General features: G+C 70.5%; 14 protein-coding genes. 6 read left to right on the top strand and 8 right to left on the bottom strand.

Going from position 1 to position 18,691, the window contains the following annotated elements:
• The coding region (locus EER30_RS27835; protein WP_164842503.1) for a transposase at nt 1–747 on the top strand (747 nt) is incomplete at its 5' end.
• Here the strand turns inward: EER30_RS27835 and EER30_RS27830 are convergent.
• From EER30_RS27830 to EER30_RS27820, 3 genes are read right to left on the bottom strand one after another with little or no spacing between them, the layout of a single operon-like run.
• Nucleotides 702–1,949 carry an SGNH/GDSL hydrolase family protein gene (locus EER30_RS27830; RefSeq protein WP_127503563.1) on the bottom strand — a complete coding sequence of 416 codons (1,248 nt, stop codon included), beginning with the start codon at nt 1,947–1,949 and terminating at the stop codon, nt 702–704. The two genes, EER30_RS27835 and EER30_RS27830, sit on opposite strands and share 46 nt — an antisense overlap.
• 1 nt (nt 1,950) lies before the next feature.
• Nucleotides 1,951–5,091: a glycosyl hydrolase 115 family protein gene (locus EER30_RS27825; RefSeq protein ID WP_240670333.1), complete on the bottom strand. Its 3,141-nt coding sequence runs from the start codon at nt 5,089–5,091 to the stop codon at nt 1,951–1,953.
• 14 nt (nt 5,092–5,105) lie between these two features.
• On the bottom strand, nt 5,106–6,404 hold the full coding sequence (locus EER30_RS27820) for an SGNH/GDSL hydrolase family protein (RefSeq protein ID WP_127503561.1): 1,299 nt from the start codon (nt 6,402–6,404) through the stop codon (nt 5,106–5,108).
• 260 nt (nt 6,405–6,664) lie between these two features.
• Between EER30_RS27820 and EER30_RS27815 the strand changes: the two genes are divergently transcribed.
• From EER30_RS27815 to EER30_RS27800, 4 genes are read left to right on the top strand one after another with little or no spacing between them, the layout of a single operon-like run.
• Nucleotides 6,665–6,859, top strand: a complete 195-nt coding sequence (locus tag EER30_RS27815; protein ID WP_127503560.1) for a hypothetical protein — start codon at nt 6,665–6,667, stop codon at nt 6,857–6,859.
• Nucleotides 6,859–7,545 (top strand): DsbA family oxidoreductase, encoded by a 687-nt coding sequence (locus tag EER30_RS27810; protein WP_127503559.1) that lies wholly within the window; start codon nt 6,859–6,861, stop codon nt 7,543–7,545. The genes EER30_RS27815 and EER30_RS27810 overlap by 1 nt, the downstream gene beginning before the upstream one ends.
• Nucleotides 7,542–8,108 (top strand): TetR/AcrR family transcriptional regulator, encoded by a 567-nt coding sequence (locus EER30_RS27805; protein ID WP_127503558.1) that lies wholly within the window; start codon nt 7,542–7,544, stop codon nt 8,106–8,108. Before EER30_RS27810 ends, EER30_RS27805 begins: the two co-directional genes overlap by 4 nt.
• Nucleotides 8,109–8,165: 57 nt before the next feature.
• Nucleotides 8,166–10,868 carry an AAA family ATPase gene (locus tag EER30_RS27800; protein ID WP_127503557.1) on the top strand — a complete coding sequence of 901 codons (2,703 nt, stop codon included), beginning with the start codon at nt 8,166–8,168 and terminating at the stop codon, nt 10,866–10,868.
• A gap of 9 nt (nt 10,869–10,877) precedes the next feature.
• On the opposite strand, the gene EER30_RS27795 is transcribed toward EER30_RS27800, so the two are convergent.
• The 3 genes from EER30_RS27795 to EER30_RS27785 form a co-directional block, all read right to left on the bottom strand.
• Nucleotides 10,878–11,594, bottom strand: coding sequence for a hypothetical protein (locus tag EER30_RS27795; protein ID WP_127503556.1), 717 nt, complete (start codon nt 11,592–11,594; stop codon nt 10,878–10,880).
• A gap of 22 nt (nt 11,595–11,616) precedes the next feature.
• Complete coding sequence (locus EER30_RS27790) at nt 11,617–12,678, bottom strand: DUF2293 domain-containing protein (protein WP_127503555.1); 1,062 nt, start codon at nt 12,676–12,678, stop codon at nt 11,617–11,619.
• A 74-nt stretch (nt 12,679–12,752) separates the two neighbouring features.
• The gene (locus tag EER30_RS27785; protein ID WP_127503554.1) at nt 12,753–13,640 is read right to left on the bottom strand and encodes a hypothetical protein; all 888 of its coding nucleotides are present in this window, start codon (nt 13,638–13,640) and stop codon (nt 12,753–12,755) included.
• Between the two features lie 186 nt (nt 13,641–13,826).
• On the opposite strand from EER30_RS27785, the gene EER30_RS27780 reads away from it, so the two are divergent.
• Nucleotides 13,827–14,507, top strand: coding sequence for a hypothetical protein (locus EER30_RS27780; RefSeq protein ID WP_127503553.1), 681 nt, complete (start codon nt 13,827–13,829; stop codon nt 14,505–14,507).
• A 50-nt stretch (nt 14,508–14,557) separates the two neighbouring features.
• On the opposite strand, the gene EER30_RS27775 is transcribed toward EER30_RS27780, so the two are convergent.
• Both EER30_RS27775 and EER30_RS27770 read right to left on the bottom strand, forming a co-directional pair.
• On the bottom strand, nt 14,558–15,631 hold the full coding sequence (locus EER30_RS27775; RefSeq protein ID WP_432417571.1) for a lytic polysaccharide monooxygenase auxiliary activity family 9 protein: 1,074 nt from the start codon (nt 15,629–15,631) through the stop codon (nt 14,558–14,560).
• 10 nt (nt 15,632–15,641) lie between these two features.
• Nucleotides 15,642–18,548 (bottom strand): glycoside hydrolase family 48 protein, encoded by a 2,907-nt coding sequence (locus EER30_RS27770; protein ID WP_127503552.1) that lies wholly within the window; start codon nt 18,546–18,548, stop codon nt 15,642–15,644.
• Between the last annotated feature and the right edge of the window lie 143 nt (nt 18,549–18,691).

The raw sequence follows: 18,691 nt of genomic DNA, 5'->3' as shown, positions 1-18,691 counted from the left end.
ACGCCGTCGTTGTCGTGGTCCCTCGCAGGGCTGCGTAAGGCGTGGAACGCCGCGAAACCCGAGGTCGCCCCCTGGTGGAGCGAAGTGTCCAAGGAGGCGTTCAACACCGGCCTGGACGCGCTCGCACGCGGGTTGAAGAACTGGGCCGGCTCCCGCACCAGCAAACGCGCCGGCAGGCCGGTCGGGTTTCCCCGGTTCAAGTCCCGCCGCCGCAGCACACCGTCGGTGCGGTTCACCACCGGGGCGATCAGGGTCGAGCCGGACCGCATGCATGTGGTGCTGCCCCGGCTGGGCCGGTTGAAGCTGCACGAGTCCGCCCGCAAACTCGCCCGCCGCCTGGACAACGACACGGCCCGGATCATGTCCGCCACCGTGCGCCGTGACGGCGGACGCTGGCACGTGTCGTTCACCGTCGAGGTCGAACGCGCGCAACGTGTCACGGCCCGCCCCGTCAGCGTGGTCGGTGTCGACGCCGGGATCAAACACCTCGCTGTGCTGTCCACCGGTGAACTCGTGCCGAACCCGCGTCACCTGATCGCCACCCAACAGCGCATGCGCGCCCTCGGCCGGGCACTCTCGCGCAAGACCGGCCCGGACCGCAGGACCGGACGGCGTCCCTCGAAACGGGTGGGAGGGGGAGGCGGTGGCACTCCGAAGATCACCGCGGCCGACGCACGGGCACGGCCTCGGCGCTCCGAAGATCACCGCAGCCAGCGCAGGGGCACGGCCTCGGCGATCGCTCGGTAGCCGGTCGGGTTCAGGTGCAGGTGGTCGCCGGTGTCGAAGGCGGGCAACAGCTGGCGCGGGGCCGCGGGGTCGCGGACGGCCGCGTCGAAGTCGGCCACCCCGTCGAAGAGGGCGCCGCGCCGCACGGCCGCGTTCACCGCCGTACGCGTGGCCTCTCTCAACCCGCCCGCGTCGTCGTAGCCGGTGTTGCCCCCGAACGGGGTGATCGTCGCGCCGTAGGCCTTGATGCCGACAGCGTGCGCGCGCAGCACGATCTGCTCGTAGGCGACGAGCAGGTCCTCGGCCACCGACTTCTGGTCGGCCACCGTCGCCGGCGCCGTCCCGATGTCGTTCACCCCCTCGAAGAGCAGGAGACGATCCACCCCGCTGGTGGCCAGCACGTCCCGGTCGAGACGCGCCAGCACGTTGGGGCCGAGCCCGTCGTTGAGCACCCGGTTGCCGCCCGCCGCCTGGTTCAGCACCACCGCGCGCGGCCCCCGGGCGAACAGCTGATCGGGCCAGCGGTCGTTGCCGTCGGTCGTCGACCCTCGCCCGTCGGTGAGCGAGTCCCCCACGATCGCCAGGGCCGGCCAGTCCGACTCGACCTCGACGCCGCTGATCAGATACCAGTGCGCCACGCCCACAGCCCCGGGCAGGTCCGCGTCCGTGTGGTGGTCACCCCCGATGAGGTACGACGTGGTGCGCGAACCCGGATGCGAGGTGAGACTCAACGTTGCCTGCCCGGTGGCGAGATAGACGGTGATGGTCAGGTTCGCGCCCCGCCCGGCCGGGACGTCCACCGGATCGGACACGATCTGCGCCCCGACCGGCACCGTCACCGACCGGCGGCCGCCGAACGTCAGCGGCCGGCTCGAACCGGGCACGATCGCGGCCACCCCGGCCCGGCCGTCGACCGGCCGGGCCACCGCCGCGGCGGTCAGCGGCAGCGCCGCCCCACCGAACGCGTTGGAGAAGCGGACCCGCAAACGTGACCCACCCGTCGTCACGTGCGCGGTCTGCCGCAGGGTCGTGTCGACCAGCACCGCCGAATCCCCGGTGAACGGGGCCGGTGGCAGGTTGTTCGGCTCGGTGAGCTGCGGCATCGCGGTCCAGGTGTGGATCCACCGCCGGGACCGTCCCGGGGAGGCAGCGGCAGCGGAGGGCCAGGCGAGCGCGGCCGGGACCGCAGCCCCGCCGGCGGTCAGTAAAGTGCGCCGGCGCATCTCAGAACCTCCGGCTCTCGGGCGGCCCGAAATAGCTGTCCTTGACGCCGCCGGTGTCGACGACCAGCCGCTGCACGATCACCGTCGGGTCGACCGCCCAGAACGTCAGCGTGTGCTGCCCGGGCCCGGAGACCGTGTGCGTGGTCGTCGTCCGGTTGATGTTGTCGGACGTGTTGCGCGCCCACTGCCGGTTCATCGTCGTGTCGTTGGCCCCGGTCACCCGGGTCACGTTCACGACCTGCGGCGTCGCCCCGTCGATCGACACGGCATAACGCAACCCGTCACCCGGCAACACGTTGTTCCGAGGCGACAGGTACGCCGTCACCCGCACCGGCCCGGCACTGGTGAGCGTCAATCGATAATCGAGCCGCGATCCCAACCCGGCCCCAGAACCAGACCCGGACCCAGAGCCGGACGCGGAGCCGGACACAGAGCCAGACGAGGAGCTGGACGGGGGAGACACCGTCGCCGACCCGGCAGGCGGCGTCCCCGGCGCGGACAGCGGCGTCATCCCGTTCCCCGTCTTACCGATGCCCGGCAGCAGTCGCCAGTCACCGACCTTGTGGCTGTAGTGGTCAGCCTCCATCGCCACATATCCGTTGGCCTCGACGAACCCGGCCGGCTTGATCGATCGATTATCGATAGGCGCTTGGATGACAGTGGTCGTGCCGGCTCCGGACACGGTGATCGGAACCGTGGTGACGCCCTTCGGCGCGCGCCGCCAGTCCACCGTGACCTTCGCCCGCACCTGCTCGTCGACCATTCCGGCGGCCGGTGCCACGTGCACCCACGACTGGCCCGCGGTGATCCGGTACCGGAACGGCGTGGTCCCCTTGTTGTAGACGTCGATGTACTGCGGCCGCTGGCTCTGCCACGGACTGAACGACGGCAGCCGAACCGGGTCCCCGCCGTCGAGCGCGACCCCCATCGCCGACCCGGCCGGCACGGTGATCCGCTTCAGGTGCGGGTAGATCTCGTCCGGCAGCGCGACGTTGTTGAGTTCCGGCTGCTGCCACGGTGCGTTGGGTCCGTAGCGCTCGACGTTCCCGTACCCGATCTTGGGCTGGAGCTGCCAGTTCTTCCACTTCCCACCGGCGAGCTCGTTGTTGTAGTAATCGCTCATCGATTGGTCCTCGGCGAAGAGCCGTTCAGCGGTGTCGGCCAGCCGGTTCGTTCCCGCCCGCCCCTGCGCCGCGTACAGGATGTTGGTGAACTGGGCGCGGCGCAGCTCGTAGATGATCGCCGTGTCCTTGATCTGGTAGTAGACGAGCTGGTAGAAGGCGTCCTGCCAGGCCGCGGGCACCCGGGCTCGGACAGCAGCGGCCCGCGCGGCCAGTGAGATCCACTCCTCGGTCACCCGATCCATCTCGCCGTAATCGGTGAGGCTGAACGGCGTCGCCTGGTCGTTGTAGACGATCGCCGTCGGGTCGGTCGTGACGTCCTTGGCCGGATCAACGGTGATGCGCCGGTTGAGCAGCTCCGGCTTGCGGCGCGACTGCAGGAACCCGTACTCGTCAAGCAGCGCGGCAATCGAAGGCGCCAGCGCGGAGCCGAAGTTCTCGGCCGCGAACCGGGTGGTCCACTCGTCCAGGCCGGACAGCGGGATCGCGGACGGGTTCCAGGCGTAGTCGAGGAAGAACTGGGTCGGCAGCTCCTCGTTCTTGAGGTCACCGACGTTCACCACCCAGAGCCGATCAACCCCTTTCCGGTACGCCAGTTCGAGCTGCTCCCACGTGTTGGTGAGATTGATCGTGTCGGCCCACTTGTAGTTGCGGCCGTCGCCCACGTAGTCGAAGTGGTAATACATGCCGTAGCCACCGCCGCGGGCCGGCAACGATGCGTCGGGCAGCTTGCGCATGTTGCCCCAGTTGTCGTCGCAGAACACCACCGTTACGTCGTCCGGCGGTCGATATCCGTTGTCCCAATAGCGCTGCACCTCCTTGTAGAGGGTCTGCACCTGCGGCCGATCGATCAGCCCGGTCTCGCGCAGGATCTCGCGCTGGCTGTCGATGATCGATGACATCAGATCGATACCGTCGCCGTCGGGCAGCGACACGTCGCCGTTGCCGCGCATGCCGAGCGTGATGACTCCCTCGATGTTCTGGTCGCGCATCCGTTCCGCACCGTCCCGCCAGTACGCCTTGATCGCGTCCGCGTTGCGCCGGAAGCTCCACTCCCCCGTCCCGGTCGGATGCCGGTTCCACTCCTCGATGCCGCGCATCATCGGCGCCTCGTGCGACGTCCCCATGATCACGCCGTAGAAGCTCGCGGTCGCGTGGTTCAGTGGATCGTCCTCGGCGAACGCGCGCCCCCACACGGCCGGCCACAGATAGTTGGCCTTCAACCGCAGCATCGTCTCGAAGACCTTCGCGAAGTACGCCGAGTTCAGCCCACCGGGATAGCCGGGCGCCTTGCCCGGTCCGAAGTAGCCGGGCGCCCACGTGCCGGTCGCCGGGTTCTCGTCGTTGATGAAGAACCCGCGGTACTGCACCTTGGGCGTGCCCTGGGTGTGCCGCCCGGGCAGGACGAAGAGCGAACTCGCGTGCGACACCGGCACGTCGTCCCAGAATTGCCAGGGCGAGACGCCGATGTTGCGCGACAGGTCGTAGGCGCCGTAGATGCTGCCCCGCTGGTCGCTTCCGGCAATGACGAAGGCACGGCGTACGCCGGGAAGCGGCTCGTCCACGACCTGCTCGACCGTGGTCTCCCACTTCCCGCGGACACCCCGCACGTCGAGCTTGCCGCGCGCGATGATGCGGTCGATCAGCGGACTCTTGCCGATCGTGCCGACGATCACCGGATCGCGCCCGGCCGGGACCGTGTCGTGCCCGACGACCGGCTCGACCCCGGTGACCTTCTTCAGGTCGCTCCGCAGGTCGTCGACGACCCTGATCACGCCGGCGTAGTCGGCCGCGCTGACCACGATCGGCGCCGCCTTCCCACCGGCGACCAGCGGGAACCGTCCCGGCCCGGGCTGCGTCGAGACGTACTTACCGACCGTGGGCGAGGAGGCCGGCGGGGCAGCACCGGCCGCGAAGTGTTCAGCGGCGTCGACCGAGCCGGACGCGGCTCTCGCTGGAGTCGGCGCGGCGGCGAGAAGGACCATCCCGGCCCCCGCCGCGATCACTTTGATCACGCTCATTCTTCGGGCCTTCCTCATCTGAAGAGCCTCAGCGGTACGGCATCCGCCATCGCGGCCATGCCGGCGTCATTCGGGTGCAGGTGGTCGCCGCTGTCGTACGCGGGATTCAGGCGCAGCCGGTCGGCCGGGTCGCCCATCGCGCGGTCGAAGTCGATCACCCCGTCGTACTCGCCCCCGGCCCTGATCCACCGGTTGAGCACATAGCGTTTGCGCTCGTTCGACTCGGTGTAGAAGCCGAGCGTGTCGCCCTTGAACGGCAGAATCGTGGCGCCGACGGCCGTGAGCCCCGCGGCGTGCGCGCGGGCGATGAGCTGGCGGTGACCGGCGATCAGGTCGTCCGCGCTGACCACCTCGGACTCGGGCGCGACCGTGCCCGGGTGCCCGAGGTCGTTGACGCCGAGCAGCACCACCAGGAAACGGGCGCCCGGCTGGGCCACCACGTCCCGGTCGAAGCGCCGCAGTCCACTGTGGCCGAAATACGCTGCGAACGACTCGGCGTCACTGCCGGGCGCCGGGTTCGGGTCGTGCAGCAGGCGGTTGCCCGAGATGCCGACGTTGGCGATGCCCCGGTCGAGACCGGCCGCCCGCAGCCGGGCGGCGAACAGGTCGGGCCAGCGATGGTTGAGGTTGTTCCCGGTGTTGGCACCGTTGGTGATCGAGTCGCCCAGGGTGACGATCGCCTCGCCACGGCCGCGCAGGGCGACGCCCGAGAGGAACACGTACTGTCCGATCGTGGCGACCGGCGTGACCGTGCGTGCCGCGGTGACGTCGCCGTCGGCGATGACGTTGTCCTGGAAGGCGAAGGCGGCGAGGGTCGTCACCGGGGTGCGAGCCGGCAGGTAGAGGCTGACAGCCAGGTCGGCCCCGGCCGGCACGCGCAGCCGCACCGGGTCGCTGACCAGCGGCGACCCGGCGGGGATGGTGACCGCGGCACGGTTGCCGAAGGTCACCCGGCGGTCGGTGCCGCCGACGATCGCGGTGCTCGCGCCGGTGCCGTCGCGCAGTGCGACCCGCACGGCGCCGAGGCGCAGCGGCCCGTTGCCGAACTCGTTGGTGACGCGGACACGCAGTTCGTCGCCGCCGGCGCTGCAGTGGACGATCTGGCGCACGGTCTGGGCGGCGAGCACGGTCGGGGCGCTGGGCGGGTTGGGCGGAATCGTGGTGGGGGCGGCGGCCCAGGTGGCGACCCAGCCACCGCGAGAGTCGGCCGCGTCGGTCTGGGCGCCGAAAGCCTGGGCAGGAGTCGGGAGGCCGGTCGCGGCGGTGACCGCGGCGCCGGAGGTCAGGGCGAGCAATTCGCGTCGTGTGGGCATTGGGGATGCTCCTTGTCGGCCGCCGGAAGTTTCGGGGCTACGTCAGGCGGATTCCCGTAACGTAAAGGCGTCCATCTATGTCGTCAAGAACTAGCTGCTGGATCATGCCGTGAATAAACTCCGGCACGTCCGCGAAACTCACCGAAACTTTCAGATCAAGAACAGAAAAGTAGGCGGCGCCGACACGGGGCTCGACGGCGCGGGGAGGCGCGCGGTCGGCATCTTGTCGAGGTCGTCAAGTTGCTGGTATTTTCTTGACCATGCAGTCAAGTAGCACCATGCACTCAAGCAGCCCGGATCTGCGGTCAACCAGCTCTGATCTGCGGTCAACCAGCCTTGATCTGGTCGCCGACGCCCCCGTCGAAACCGAGCCTCAGCCCGCCCTCACCCCACTGATCATGATCGAGACGACCGACGAGTCCGGCGTCTGCAACACCGACGGATGGTGTGTCTGATGAGCGCCAGCGTCTTCGGCCCCGCCGCCGACCCGATCGTCGTCGACGTCTGGAGCGACGTCGTCTGCCCGTTCTGCTACCTCGGCAACGCCGTCTTCAAAGAGGCCGTCGAGCAGTTCCCGCACGGCTCCGCGGTGCAGGTCCGCTACCACAGCTTCCAGCTCAACCCCGGTTTCCCGGCCGGCCAGGCGATCCCCGCCGACGAATACGTCGCCGGGCAGTACAACATGCCCAAGTCGCAGCTAGAGGCCTCGCACGCCCAGCTCACCACCCGCGGCGCCCAGGCCGGGCTCGACTACCGGTTCAGCGAGACCCTCATGGTCAACACGCTGGACGCGCACCGCATGATCCACCTGGCCAAGGCGCACGATCGCGAGCTGTCCATGGTCGAGCGCCTGTTCAAGGCCGAGTTCACCGACGGGCTCAACCTCGCCGACCACGCCGTACTGGCTGATCTGGCCGCCGAGCTCGGCCTCGACCACGCCGAGGCCCTCGACGCGCTCAAGACCAAGGCGTACGAGAAAGACATCCGCGCCGATCTCGCGCAGGCCCGCCAGCTGGGCATCACCGGCGTCCCGTTCTTCGTCTTCGACAACAAGCGGGCCGTCTCGGGTGCCCAGGGTGTCGAGACGTTCCGCCGGGCGCTCGACGTGACCTGGCAGGACCGCGCGTCCCAGCCGGCATGACCGGGCGCCTCCGCGCTGATGCCCGCCGCAACGTCGAGGGCATCCGCCGTGCTGCCCTCGACGTGTTCCGTGCCGGCGGCCTGACCACCCCGCTCGACGAGGTGGCCCGGGCCGCCGGGGTCAGCAAGGGCACGATCTACCACCGGTTCGGCAGCCGCCGCGGCCTCATCGACGCGGTCGTCGAAGAGCTGGTGCTCGAACGGATCGAGGGGATCATCACCGCCGTCGAGGCCCTCGACGACCCGCTCGAACGCTTCGAGGAATACCTGCTGCGCACCTGGCTCCTGCAGTTCGACGAGCCCGCGGCCAACGACGTCCTGATGCGTACGCTCCCCGAGTCTGAGCCGCTGACCACGCTCTTCGACCGCTCGTGCGGCTTCGGCCGTCAGGTGCTGCACGACGCGCAGGCGGCCGGCGCCGTCCGCGACGACATCACCCCCGAAGACCTGGCCTACCTGATCCTGGAACGCGGTGTGATCGCCCGCGCCTGCGACCAACAGACCCGCGACGACTACCGGCGCCGCCTCGACTTCGTCCTCAGGGGCCTGAGAACTGCCCGCTGACGCTATTTGTGACCCGGGTCATACGAACCCGCACGCGGGTCGATCAAAGCTGAGCGTGTGTTTGTCGACCGGAAGGCTGAGCGGGCGGCTCTCGACCGCCTGGTCGCGGCAGTGCGCGGCGGCGAGAGCCGGGTGCTGGTCGTGCAGGGCGCGCCCGGCGTCGGTAAATCGGCGCTGATCGGTTACGCCGAGCGTGGCCCGGGTCTGCGGGTACTGCACACCGGCGGCATCCAATCGGAGATGGAGCTCGCCTTCGCCGCGCTGCACCAGCTCTGCCTGCCGCTGCTCGACCGTCTGCCCGGCCTTCCCCCGCCGCGCCGCGAGGCCCTGGAAACGGTCTTCCGCCTGCGCGACGGCAGTCCGCCCGACCCGTTCCTGGTCGGCCTGGCCGTGCTCAACCTGCTGGCCGATGCCTCCGAACAGCAGCCGCTGCTCTGCGTCATCGACGACACGCAATGGCTCGACCGGGTGTCGGCCCAGGTCCTCGGCTTCGTCGCGCGCCGGCTGCTGGCCGAGTCGATCGGCGTGCTGTTCGGCACCCGCGAGCCCGGTCCGGAGCTGCGCGGGCTGCCGGCGCTGGAGGTCACCGGCCTGCGCGACGCCGACGCGCACCACCTGCTGAACTCGGTCACGCACGCCCGGCTCGACCAGCGCATCCGCGACCGCATCGTGGCCGAGACCGACGGCAATCCCCTCGCCCTGATCGAGCTGCCGCGCGGGCTCACCCCGACCCAGATGGCGGGCGGGCTCGGCCTGGTCAACGCCGACATGCTGCCGGGCCGCATCGAGGAGAGCTTCGTCAACCGCATGCGTGACCTGTCAAAGGCCGACCGCCTGCTGCTGCTGGTGGCGGCGGCGGAACCGGTCGGCGACCCGGACGCGGTGCTGCGGGCGGCCGCCCTGCTCGGCGTCGACCTGGCCGCGACCACCGGCGCCGACGGGCTGATGACGATCGGCGCGCGGGTGACCTTCCGGCACCCGCTGGTGCGTTCGGCCGTCTATCGCGCGGCCGACCCCGCACAACGCCGCGCGGTCCACCGGGCGCTGGCCAAGGTCACCGACCCCGAGGAGGCCTCCGACCGGCGGGCCTGGCACCTCGCGTCGGCGACCGCCGGCCCCGACGAGGCGGTGGCCACCGAGCTCGAACGCTCCGCCGGCCTCGCCCAGGCCCGCGGCGGGGTCGCGGCGGCGGCCGCGTTCCTGCAGCGGGCCGTCGGGCTGACCCACGACCCCGCGCAGCGCGCCGACCGGGTGCTGGCCGCGGCCGAGGCGAGCCTGGACGCGGGCGAGATCGACGATGTGCGGCGGTTGCTGGGGGTGCTGCGCGGACCCTTCGACGCCCACCGCAGCGGCCGGATCGCCGTACTGGAAGGTCAGCTCGCCTTCACCTCGGGCGCGGGCCTGGCGGCGATCCCGCTGCTGCTCGACGCGGCGGCCAAGTTCGCCGCCACCGACCCGCGGCTGGCCCGCACGACGCTGCTGAACGCGTGGGGCATGGCGACCGTCAGCTCCGACCGGGACAGCTTCGTGGCCGTGGCCGGCGCCGTCCGCGCCATGCCCGCGACCGGCGACCGCGAAACCCTCGTTCTCGACGGCCTGGCCCTGCTGGTCGCCGAGGGCCGGGCCGCCGCCGCACCGACCCTGCGGCGGGCCGCGGCCCTGATCGGCGACCTGCCGGTCGAGGCGGTTCTGCGCTGGGGCTGGCAGTCGACCGTCGTCCTGGGCAGCATCTGGGACTTCGACGCGCTGCGCGCCGTCTGCACCCGGCAGGTGAACCTGGTCCGCGAGGCCGGCGCCCTGCAGGTGCTGCCCAACACCCTCGCCGGGCTCGCCTACGCGCACACCTGGGCCGGCGAGTTCGAACAGGCATCCGCCGCCATCGCCGAGGGCCGGCTCGTCGCCGCCGCCACCGGCAACCCGATCCCGCCCTACAACGCGCTGCACCTGCTGTCGCTGCAGGGCCGCGAGAGCGAGACGACCGAGCTGATCGCGGCCGCGCTCGAGACCGCCGCGGCCACCGGCTACGGCGCGGCCCTGACCACCGCGCACTGGGCCGGCGCGGTCCTCTACAACGGCCTGGGCCGCCACAAGGAGGCGATGCGCTCGGCGCTCGAAGCCGAGCAGACCTGGGAGCCGGTCGGCACCACGTGGGTGCTGCCCGAGCTCGTCGAGGCGGCCAGCCTGGCCGGCGAGACCGAGATCGCCCGCGACGCCCTCGACCGGCTCCTCGAGGCCACCGGCCCGTTCGACGCCGACTTCCCGGCCGGGCTGGCCGCGCGCAGCCGGGCCCTGCTGACCGGCGACGACGCCCTCCACCGCGAGGCCATCGACCGGCTGGGCCGCACCCGCATGCGCCCCGACCTGGCCCGGGCCCACCTCCTGTACGGCGAGTGGCTGCGCCGGCGCAGGCAGCGCACCGAGGCCCGCGAGCAACTGCGCATCGCGTACGACATGTTCGCCGCGATCGGCATGGAGGCGTTCGCCGAACGGGCCCGCCGCGAGCTGCTCGGCGCCGGCGAGACGGTCCGGCGGCGTACGGTCGAGATGGCCTCGGGCGATGCGCTGACCGCTCAGGAACGGCAGATCGCGATGCTGGTCCGCGACGGTCTGTCCAACCCGGAGGTCGGCGCGCGCCTGTTCATCAGCCCTCGCACCGTCGAGTGGCATCTCCGCAAGATCTTCGCCAAGCTCTCGGTCGATTCCCGCCGCCGCCTGCGCGAGGTCCTCCCCCGCTCCGACAACGACCTCACCCAGGCCTGACCGCCGCGTTCAGGCTTTGATCACGGTCAGCCATTCGGCGCCGCGCGGGGCGTAGCGGTGCAGGGCGCGCATGGCGTAGACCACCGGAGGCACGTGCAGGGCGCCGTAGACGACGGCCACGGTGATCGGCTCGTGGGCGCGTTCGCGGTGGATGCGGTCGAGCTCGGCGATCAGGAGCTGGTCACGCTGGTCGCCGATCAGGGCCATCAGCTCGGCCATCGACTCGATGTCGGAGAACTTGTCGTGGAAGTCGGTGTCGTCGAGCTCCAGGTGACGGGACATCGCGCGGCGGGAACCGAAGGCCAGCCGCTCGAGACCGGCCAGCGGGGCGCCGACCAGGGCGAAGGCACGCTGCTGCCAGGGCACCGCCCGCCAGCCCTCGGTGAACTGTTCCCCGGTCATGTCCGGCCGGACCACCGGAACACCCAGGGCGCGGTACGAGATCTCCTGCTCGACCAGGCCGTCGCGGCGGAACCGGGCCGGAAGCCGGTAACTGCTGGTGATGGCGGTGATCCCCGCGGGCCGTTTCGAGGTGCGGTCCGGCCCGCCCACGCCCTCGGCCACGATGAGGTCGCAGAGGCGCAGCCGTTCGGCGACCGCCTGGTAGAAGTCCGGTTCGGCCATGTGGACCATCGGATAGATCTCGAAGCGCAGGGGGCTCCCCGCGCGGGTCAGCCGCAGGACGGCGGACCGTACGCCGATCATGCTCACCTCGATGACCTGCATCGCTCCACAGTGAGTCGCGGCGTCAACCGCCCGGGCGCCTCCACCGGTCGAGGACCAGGTCGATGTCGGCCCGGATGCGCGCCCGGGCCTCCTCACGCGCCACGCCGCTCATGAGCAGTTCGTCGTACGGAGTGTCCTCGTGCCGCACCGAGGCGACCACCGCGCGGGTGACCGCGTCGGCGTCCAGGGCCTGCCCAGCCGCGCTGCGGCCCACCCGGCCACTGCCGCGCTCGGCGGTGTGCCGGCTGATCTCGGCCGCCCGTTCCCCCGGGCAGCCTGGGAAGAGCACGCCGATCTCCTCGGCGAGTTTCCGCTGGAAGACCTCGTCCGCGGCCGCCCGCCGTACGCGATCTCTCTCTCGGCGGCGGGCCCGGGCCTCCTCGTCGGACAGGCATTCCTGCTCGGCCTGCTCGATCGCGGCCCGCTCGACCAGCAGCCCCTGCCGCTCGTGCCGCTTGCGGCCGCGGTTGAACCGCACGACCGCGGCCGACAGCCGGCTCGCCTTCTTGGCCCGGCGGGTCAGCGCCGCGTCGCCCGCGGCCAGGAACACCAGATGATCGAGGTCGGCACACCCCAGGCAGAGCGGTCCCGCGTCCTCCATCGTCAGCATGTCGGCGTCGTCGCGCCTGCAGCTCACGCAGGTGAACTCGCGCACCGGCAGCACGACCACCAGGTCGGGCGGCTTGCTCTGCCGCGTGGTCAGCCGTTCCCGCTGCGCCTCGCTCATCTCGGCCGAGACCCAATGCAGCCGGTACGCCTTCTCGGCCGCCTCACCCCCCGAGGCGGTGAACCGCAGCGGCCGCCGATCGCGCGTCGCGGACACATAGTCGATCTCGCTGGGACGCAGCCCCCGGCTCTCCACCCACCGCTGGAAGATCTCCATGACGTCGGTCAGCCGATCGGCCGACACCGGAGCGACCGCCTCCAGGCTCGACGCCCGCCCCTGCCGCCAGTTGTCGACGGCCCGGTCCGGCACCCAGCCCAAGCCGGTCAACAGGTCGAGCGAACACACAAACTTCTGCCGCTCCAGCGCCCGCTCGGCCGCCGTCACCACCCGGCGCTCCAACTTCGAAACGACCTGCATCCCGGCAGGCTACCCGCCCCGGCGCGGCTCCCCCGGCCCGCTGGACCCCCGACCGGCGGAGCGCAGCCGCGGGATCAGTCGGGGATGTCCCAGGCCGACGCCTTGAAGGCGACGGTTCCGTCCTGCCCCACCGCGGTCACCTCGAGGAGAACCATCTTCCAGGTTCCCGCGGTGGCCCGCGCGGCGTCGAGGGAGGTCTTGACGCAGTAGACCTGCCCCCGCCGCACCGGCAGATTGTCGGACGACACCGGGCTGGTCCGGATCAGCTCGGCGCACTCGAAGGGGGTGACCGCCTTGGAGTCGACCAGGCTGCCCTCGACGCCGGTGAGCAGGTTGATGGAGGCCGCCCCGGAACCGCACGGATCCTCGACGGCGAACTCGGCGGCGGAACTGTCCACCTTCACGCGCGGCTCGTCGAGGTCGATGTAGATGGCCGTGCCGCAGTCGGAGGGCAGCCGCAGGCTCTGCCCGGCGTATTTGTCCTTGTACTGCGTCTGGGCGTTGAGAACCGGAGCGCTGCCCCCGTTCGGATTGCTCGGCTCGACGGTCGGCTCGACGGTCGGCTCGACGGTCGGCTCGGCGGTCGTCGGGGCGACGGTCGGCGCGTTCGTCGGCATGCCCGGCAGAGCCGCCCCGTCCCCGATCCGGTCGAGGGCCTCGCGGGCCATGTCGGCGGCGCGCCACGACTGCACGGCGGCGACCGCGCCCAGCAGCAGCGCGAGAAGCGCGACGGTCAGCGTGACCATGATCAGACCAGTGCCGCGGCGCGGTGGCCGGGGCGGGGCTTTCCACCCCCCGTCGGAGCCGTCGGGGCCGTCGCCGGTCACGGCGGCGGCCGGCCGGCCGTATTGCCCCGGAGCCGGCGGCGGCTTCGCGCCGGGCTGCTGGGGAACCGGGCCGGGCGCTCCGGGCGGTCCGGGCGGCGTTTCACCGGGCCGCCGATAGGGATCTGAGGAGGTCATGCACTTTCCTGCATTCTCGAATTGATCAATTGTCGGAGGTAAACGGCACCGTACCGCAGGAGATAGATCGACTTCTGTGTCGGAAACCCGTCACTTTTACCGCCGCCGAGACTCCCCCGCCTCCCGTTTCTGAGGTCAAGATGTGGGGTCGATTCCTCGCGAGCGGAGTTCCTTCTGGTGGACACGGTGACACCAACCCCGAACACGACCGGCGGCGGCCGGCGCCGGTGGGACGCGGGCATCCGAGCGGGCGTGATCAGCGCGATCGTCGGCGTGCTGGCGCTCGTCGTCGCGCTCCTCACGTGGCTGGTGCCCCGAGAACCAGGCGATGAGAGCCCCGCGAACGCGCAGGTCACCGCGGTATCGCAGGCACCTGAACCGACCCCGCAGTCGGCCGGTCAACCGCCGGTGAACACCGCGACGGTCTATCTCACCAGCGATCAGTTCCAGCCTGAGTCGGGCGCGGACGACCTGATGCCGGTCCCCCGGGCGATCAAGGGCAAGGCCGGCTACACCGGGCACGAGATGGCCGTTCGATGCCCGACCAACGAGACCGGCGACCCGACGTCAGAGATCACCTATCTGCTGCAAGGGCGCTACGTCCAATTCGACGTGACCGTCCACCCCTATTTTCCGGCCCGGACAGATCAGCAAGCCGTCACCTTCGTCACCGCTCTGATCGCGGTCCGGCGTAACGACGGTGGCCTCGACACGAGGATCGCCGGTGATCAGAAAACGTCAGGGCCGAATCGCCCGGCCGGGTTGTCCGCTTCCGTCGAGGGCGCCGAAAAACTCATTCTGCGCATCGAGTGCGGCAATCCGAACGGCACCGTCGTGCTGACCGAGGCCCGGTTGACGCCGGCCTGAGAAGGACCCGGCGGCGACGCGAGAGAGCGCCGCCGCCGGGGTTCGCAGGGTCAGGTCGTCGTACAGGCCAGGTTGTTGACGGACGGGGGTGCCGTGCCCGAGCCGAGCAGGCCGAACGTCACGTACTTGCCGGCGGCCACCGTGCCGTTCCAGTTGACGTTCTTCACGGAGATTAGGGAGCCGGTCGTCGAAGCCGTGCCGTTCCAGACCTGAGCGAGGCCCTGGGAGCCCGGCCAGGTCCACGACACCGTCCAGTTGCTGATCGCGGTATCTCCGGCGTGAACCATCACCTCGCCCTGGAAGCCACCGTTCCAGGAGCCCGTGGTGTTGAACATCGCGGTGCAGGCGCCGCCGCCGGACGGGGGCGGCGAGGAGGGCGGCGGGTCCGAGGGCGGGGGCTGGGTCGAGCCGTTGCCGACGCCGGTCACCTCGCCGTTGCCGCCGTCGAAGACGACGTCGGAGCAGCCGTAGAACGTCTCGTTGCTGTCCGAGCGCTGCCACACCGAGTAGATCAGATGACGTCCGGACTTACCGCTCGGCAGGCGGGCGTTCCAGTAGTAGTAGCCGTCGTCGGAGCCCGGCCCGCCGTTGTCGGGCGGGTTGGTCACCGAGTCGAACGGCGTCGATTCGAGGTCGCTCCAGGCCAGCGACCGGGTCGGGCTCCACGAGTCCTTCGTGATGTAGAGCCGGAACGTGCCCGGGTGCTTGGCCCAGTTGTTGTAGCGGACGCCGAGCGACGCCCCGGTCGTCAGGTGGGTCAGCGGCCAGTCGTTGCGGGCCAGGTTGAAACCCGAGAAGTTGTACGGTCCTCCGGTGCCGCCCGAGCAGAGTTGCCCGTCGGGGATGAAGCCGGACATGCGGCCCGCCCCGTCGGAGCGCAGGACGGCGAACCAGTTGTAGAGCGACGTCGTGCCGCTCTGGGCCACGGCCGCCGCGCACGCCGCGTTCCGGGGCTCGATCGCGCCCGTGTTCGGGTTGCGGCCGTCCTTGTAGCAGAGCCAGGTGCGGCTGCCGGGCACCATCATGGCGCCATGGGCCTGAGCGGCGCCCGGCGGCAGGGCCACCACCGCGATCCCGGCGGCGACCAGCGCGCTGACCACGTACGCGAAAAGCTTTTTGCGCAATTCAATCACCTCATCCGTTGGGGAACAGGCGGGCGTAGTCGGCGTAACCGGTGGCCACGTCGACCTGCGCCCAGAAGCGGTGGTAGTTGAAGGTGGGCGCCGCACCGCCGTTGAGATAGGCCTGGACCTTGGGGAAGTCCGGGTCGTTGCGGTAGAAGGAGCGGATGTCCAGGAAGGAGACACCCGGCTTGATCTCGTCGCCGTTGGGCATCCGGCCGGTCCAGCCCGGCGGGATGTAGATGCCCTGACCGGTCGACGCGTTGTAGGTGTCGTCGAAGCGGTTGTAGTCGGCGCGGGTCTCGGTGACCGACACGCCCTTCGCGTCCTTCTTCGTCCAGATCGCGTCCAGCAGATCCTTGGCCGCCGTCTTCGCCGCGGTGCTGCCCGACTTGGCCGCGTAGTAGGTGAGCAGCTTCGCGAAGGAGCCGGCCACGCCGAGGTCCTGGCCGTGGCTGGTCACCGTGACGTGCAGGTTGGAGTTCGCCGCCGGTGACGACGGGTTCCAGGTGGCCGGGGCGCCCGACCACGCCATGTCCGACGGGATCGAGAAGTCCGTGGCCGTGATCGTGCTGTTGGCCAGGGCCCACGGCACCCACTTGTCGAGCACCGACTTCGCCTTGGCGTCGCCGGTCAGGTGGTAGTACTCGGCCAGCCGCTCGAGCGACCACGTCTGCATACCGAACCACCGGTTGGACGGCGGGTCCTCGTAGACGGGGGCCTCGACGTAGGCCAGACCGTAGAAGGTCGGGACGTTCGACGGGCGCGCCGAGTAGTTGCCGTTCCAACTGTTCGTCGCGCCGCCGGCGATCGCGCCCTCCGACGACTGCAGCCACTGGTAGAACTCGAGCTGGCGGGCCAGGCTGGCCTGCCAGTCGGCCTTGGCGGTCGGCGACTTCGGGGCGAAGGCGCTGACGTTGCCGAGGATGTAGGCCGCCATCGGGTTCTGGTACCCGAAGTGGCTGGTGCTCGACCCGATGCGCCACGCCCAGCCGGCGTTGGTGTCATAGGCGCCGCCCCACGCGTAGTACCAGGACATCAGGTTGCTGGACGCGTTCTTGCCGGTGCCCGCGGGGCACGACGTCGAGGCGCATCCGGGCTGCTTGTAGTACTTGTCGTAGAACGAGTAGCGCAGGTAGTCGCCCATCTTGGCCGCGTTGGCGGCCGCCGACGAGAGCTGCGACTGCTTGCCCTGTTCGGTGGCCCAGGTCAGGGCCCAGTAGGCCGCCTGCACCGCGCGGGCGTCGGCGTCCGGCGCGTTCGTGTACTTCCACTGCTTGGCGTAGCTGGCGTCCTTGGTGAACAGGTCCAGGTAGCCGTTCGGACCACCGTGCTTGAACGTGTCGCACGACGGCTGCGGCACGGTCTCCCAGGTCGACTCCTGCGGGCCGCGCTGGAAGGTGTTGATGTAGACGACGCGCGTGGTGCCGTCACCACAACGACCGAAGCCGTACGTGTTGTCGACGTCGAGCAGCCAGTGCATGCCGTAGATGTCGTCGGTGCCGTACGCGCTCTTCAGCTCGGCCGCCAGCGGATCGGTGCCGACCGACACGCCCGTGTCGAGCTGCGACGGATACTGCGACGGCGACGGGTACTCCGCCGCATAGGTCGCCGGCTTCGACGCGTTGTAGCTCGCGTTGGTCGGCTGGTCGGCGCGCGACGGGATGATGTACTTCTCCATCGTCGCCCAGGCGCTGTTGAACGGCGCCCAGTCCCCCGACACGCGGCCCTGCTGCGCCTCGAGCCACAGCCAGTAGCTGAACGCCTCGGAGGTCGTCTCGTGGCCGTGGTCGGGCGCCTCGTCGATCAGCGTCTCGATCGAGTGGTAGGGAACGCCCTCGGGGCTGAAGTAGCCGTTGGCCGGGTTCTTGATGTCGTTGTAGAGCTGGGTGAACCGGGCGTCGGGGGCGCCCACCCGCACGACCTGCGCGTTGATCGTGGCCGCGGTGTGCCCGGAGGCAGTGGCCGTGAACGACGCCGTGGACCCGACCGTCGCCGCGGCGGTCGCGGCAATTGTCACTGTTTGCGGCACATTGAAATTGGCCGGTGTGAACGTGAGCGAAGCCGGGGAAGCCGACACAGTCGTAGCCCCGGCGCTGCGAGCGACCGCCACGGTCACGCTGGAGGACGGCGCCCTCGACAAAGAGATCCTGGCTGGGGCCGACGAGCCGGGTGAGACGGTCACCGAGGTGGCGTCGGTGACGATCGCCGGCGTGGTCGCCGCGTCGACGAAGACCGGCACGTCGGCGGTGTTGCTGCGATTACCCGCCGAGTCGTACGCGATCGCCTGCAGACGATAGGCCGCGCTCTGAGCCGGCACCCCGGTCCAGGTGTACGAGTAGGGCGCCGCCGTATCCGTGTTGAGCAGCAACCCGTCGTGATAGAACTCGACCCTCGCCACCGTCCCGCCCGGAACCGCCGTGATCGGGATCGAGGCCGGCGCGGTGAACCGCGTGTTCGCCGCCGGGCTGGTGATCTCGACCGTGGGCGCGTTGCCGGGCCCGTTGCAGCGGGTGCCGTTGAGGCTGAACGCGGTGGGGACCGGGTTGGCCGAGCCGAAGCTGCCGTTGAAGCCGGTGCCCACGGTCGCGTTGGTGCCGAGGTTGCCGTTCCACGCGGCGTTGGCGACCGTGACGCGCTGGCCGCTCTGCGTGTAGACGCCGTTCCAGCCCTGGGTGACCCGCTGCGCGGCGTCGGGGAAGTCGTACTCGAGACGCCAGCTCGTCACCGGGTCGCCGGTGTTGGTGATGGCGATGTCGCCGGTGAAACCACCGGACCACTGGCTCTGCACCTTGTAGACGACGGTGCAGCCCGGCGCGGCGAGCGCGGGGACACCGGCCACCAACGCCGCGCCGGCGCCGAGCACGGCGGCGCCGAGCACGGCCGTCACGCGGCGTCTCAAATCGGGTCTGACTTGCACGGGGGATCCTCCTGTGGGGGACGGGATCGATGAACGTCAACATGGGAGCGCTCCCAGAAGCGTCCGTTCGCGTTACGCCCGTGTCAACCCCCGGTAGCCATCCTGGAAAATCTCCCCGGCCGCCGCATGATCATCAGGGCCGA

It is taken from the genome of Actinoplanes solisilvae (assembly GCF_003999975.1).
In the GTDB taxonomy this organism is placed as follows: domain Bacteria; phylum Actinomycetota; class Actinomycetes; order Mycobacteriales; family Micromonosporaceae; genus Actinoplanes; species Actinoplanes solisilvae.
The sequence above is the reverse complement of the archived record's forward strand: the minus strand, read 5'-3'. Positions and strand labels throughout refer to the sequence as shown.

What these genes read in the sequence shown, in the direction of transcription:
- EER30_RS27795 (WP_127503556.1), bottom strand. Translation starts at nt 11,594, where the DNA reads ATGCAGGTCATCGAGGTGAGCATGATCGGCGTACGGTCCGCCGTCCTG.
- EER30_RS27790 (WP_127503555.1), bottom strand. Translation starts at nt 12,678, where the DNA reads ATGCAGGTCGTTTCGAAGTTGGAGCGCCGGGTGGTGACGGCGGCCGAG.
- EER30_RS27810 (WP_127503559.1), top strand. Translation starts at nt 6,859, where the DNA reads ATGAGCGCCAGCGTCTTCGGCCCCGCCGCCGACCCGATCGTCGTCGAC.
- EER30_RS27825 (WP_240670333.1), bottom strand. Translation starts at nt 5,091, where the DNA reads ATGAGCGTGATCAAAGTGATCGCGGCGGGGGCCGGGATGGTCCTTCTC.
- EER30_RS27805 (WP_127503558.1), top strand. Translation starts at nt 7,542, where the DNA reads ATGACCGGGCGCCTCCGCGCTGATGCCCGCCGCAACGTCGAGGGCATC.
- EER30_RS27820 (WP_127503561.1), bottom strand. Translation starts at nt 6,404, where the DNA reads ATGCCCACACGACGCGAATTGCTCGCCCTGACCTCCGGCGCCGCGGTC.
- EER30_RS27785 (WP_127503554.1), bottom strand. Translation starts at nt 13,640, where the DNA reads ATGACCTCCTCAGATCCCTATCGGCGGCCCGGTGAAACGCCGCCCGGA.
- EER30_RS27830 (WP_127503563.1), bottom strand. Translation starts at nt 1,949, where the DNA reads ATGCGCCGGCGCACTTTACTGACCGCCGGCGGGGCTGCGGTCCCGGCC.
- EER30_RS27815 (WP_127503560.1), top strand. Translation starts at nt 6,665, where the DNA reads ATGCAGTCAAGTAGCACCATGCACTCAAGCAGCCCGGATCTGCGGTCA.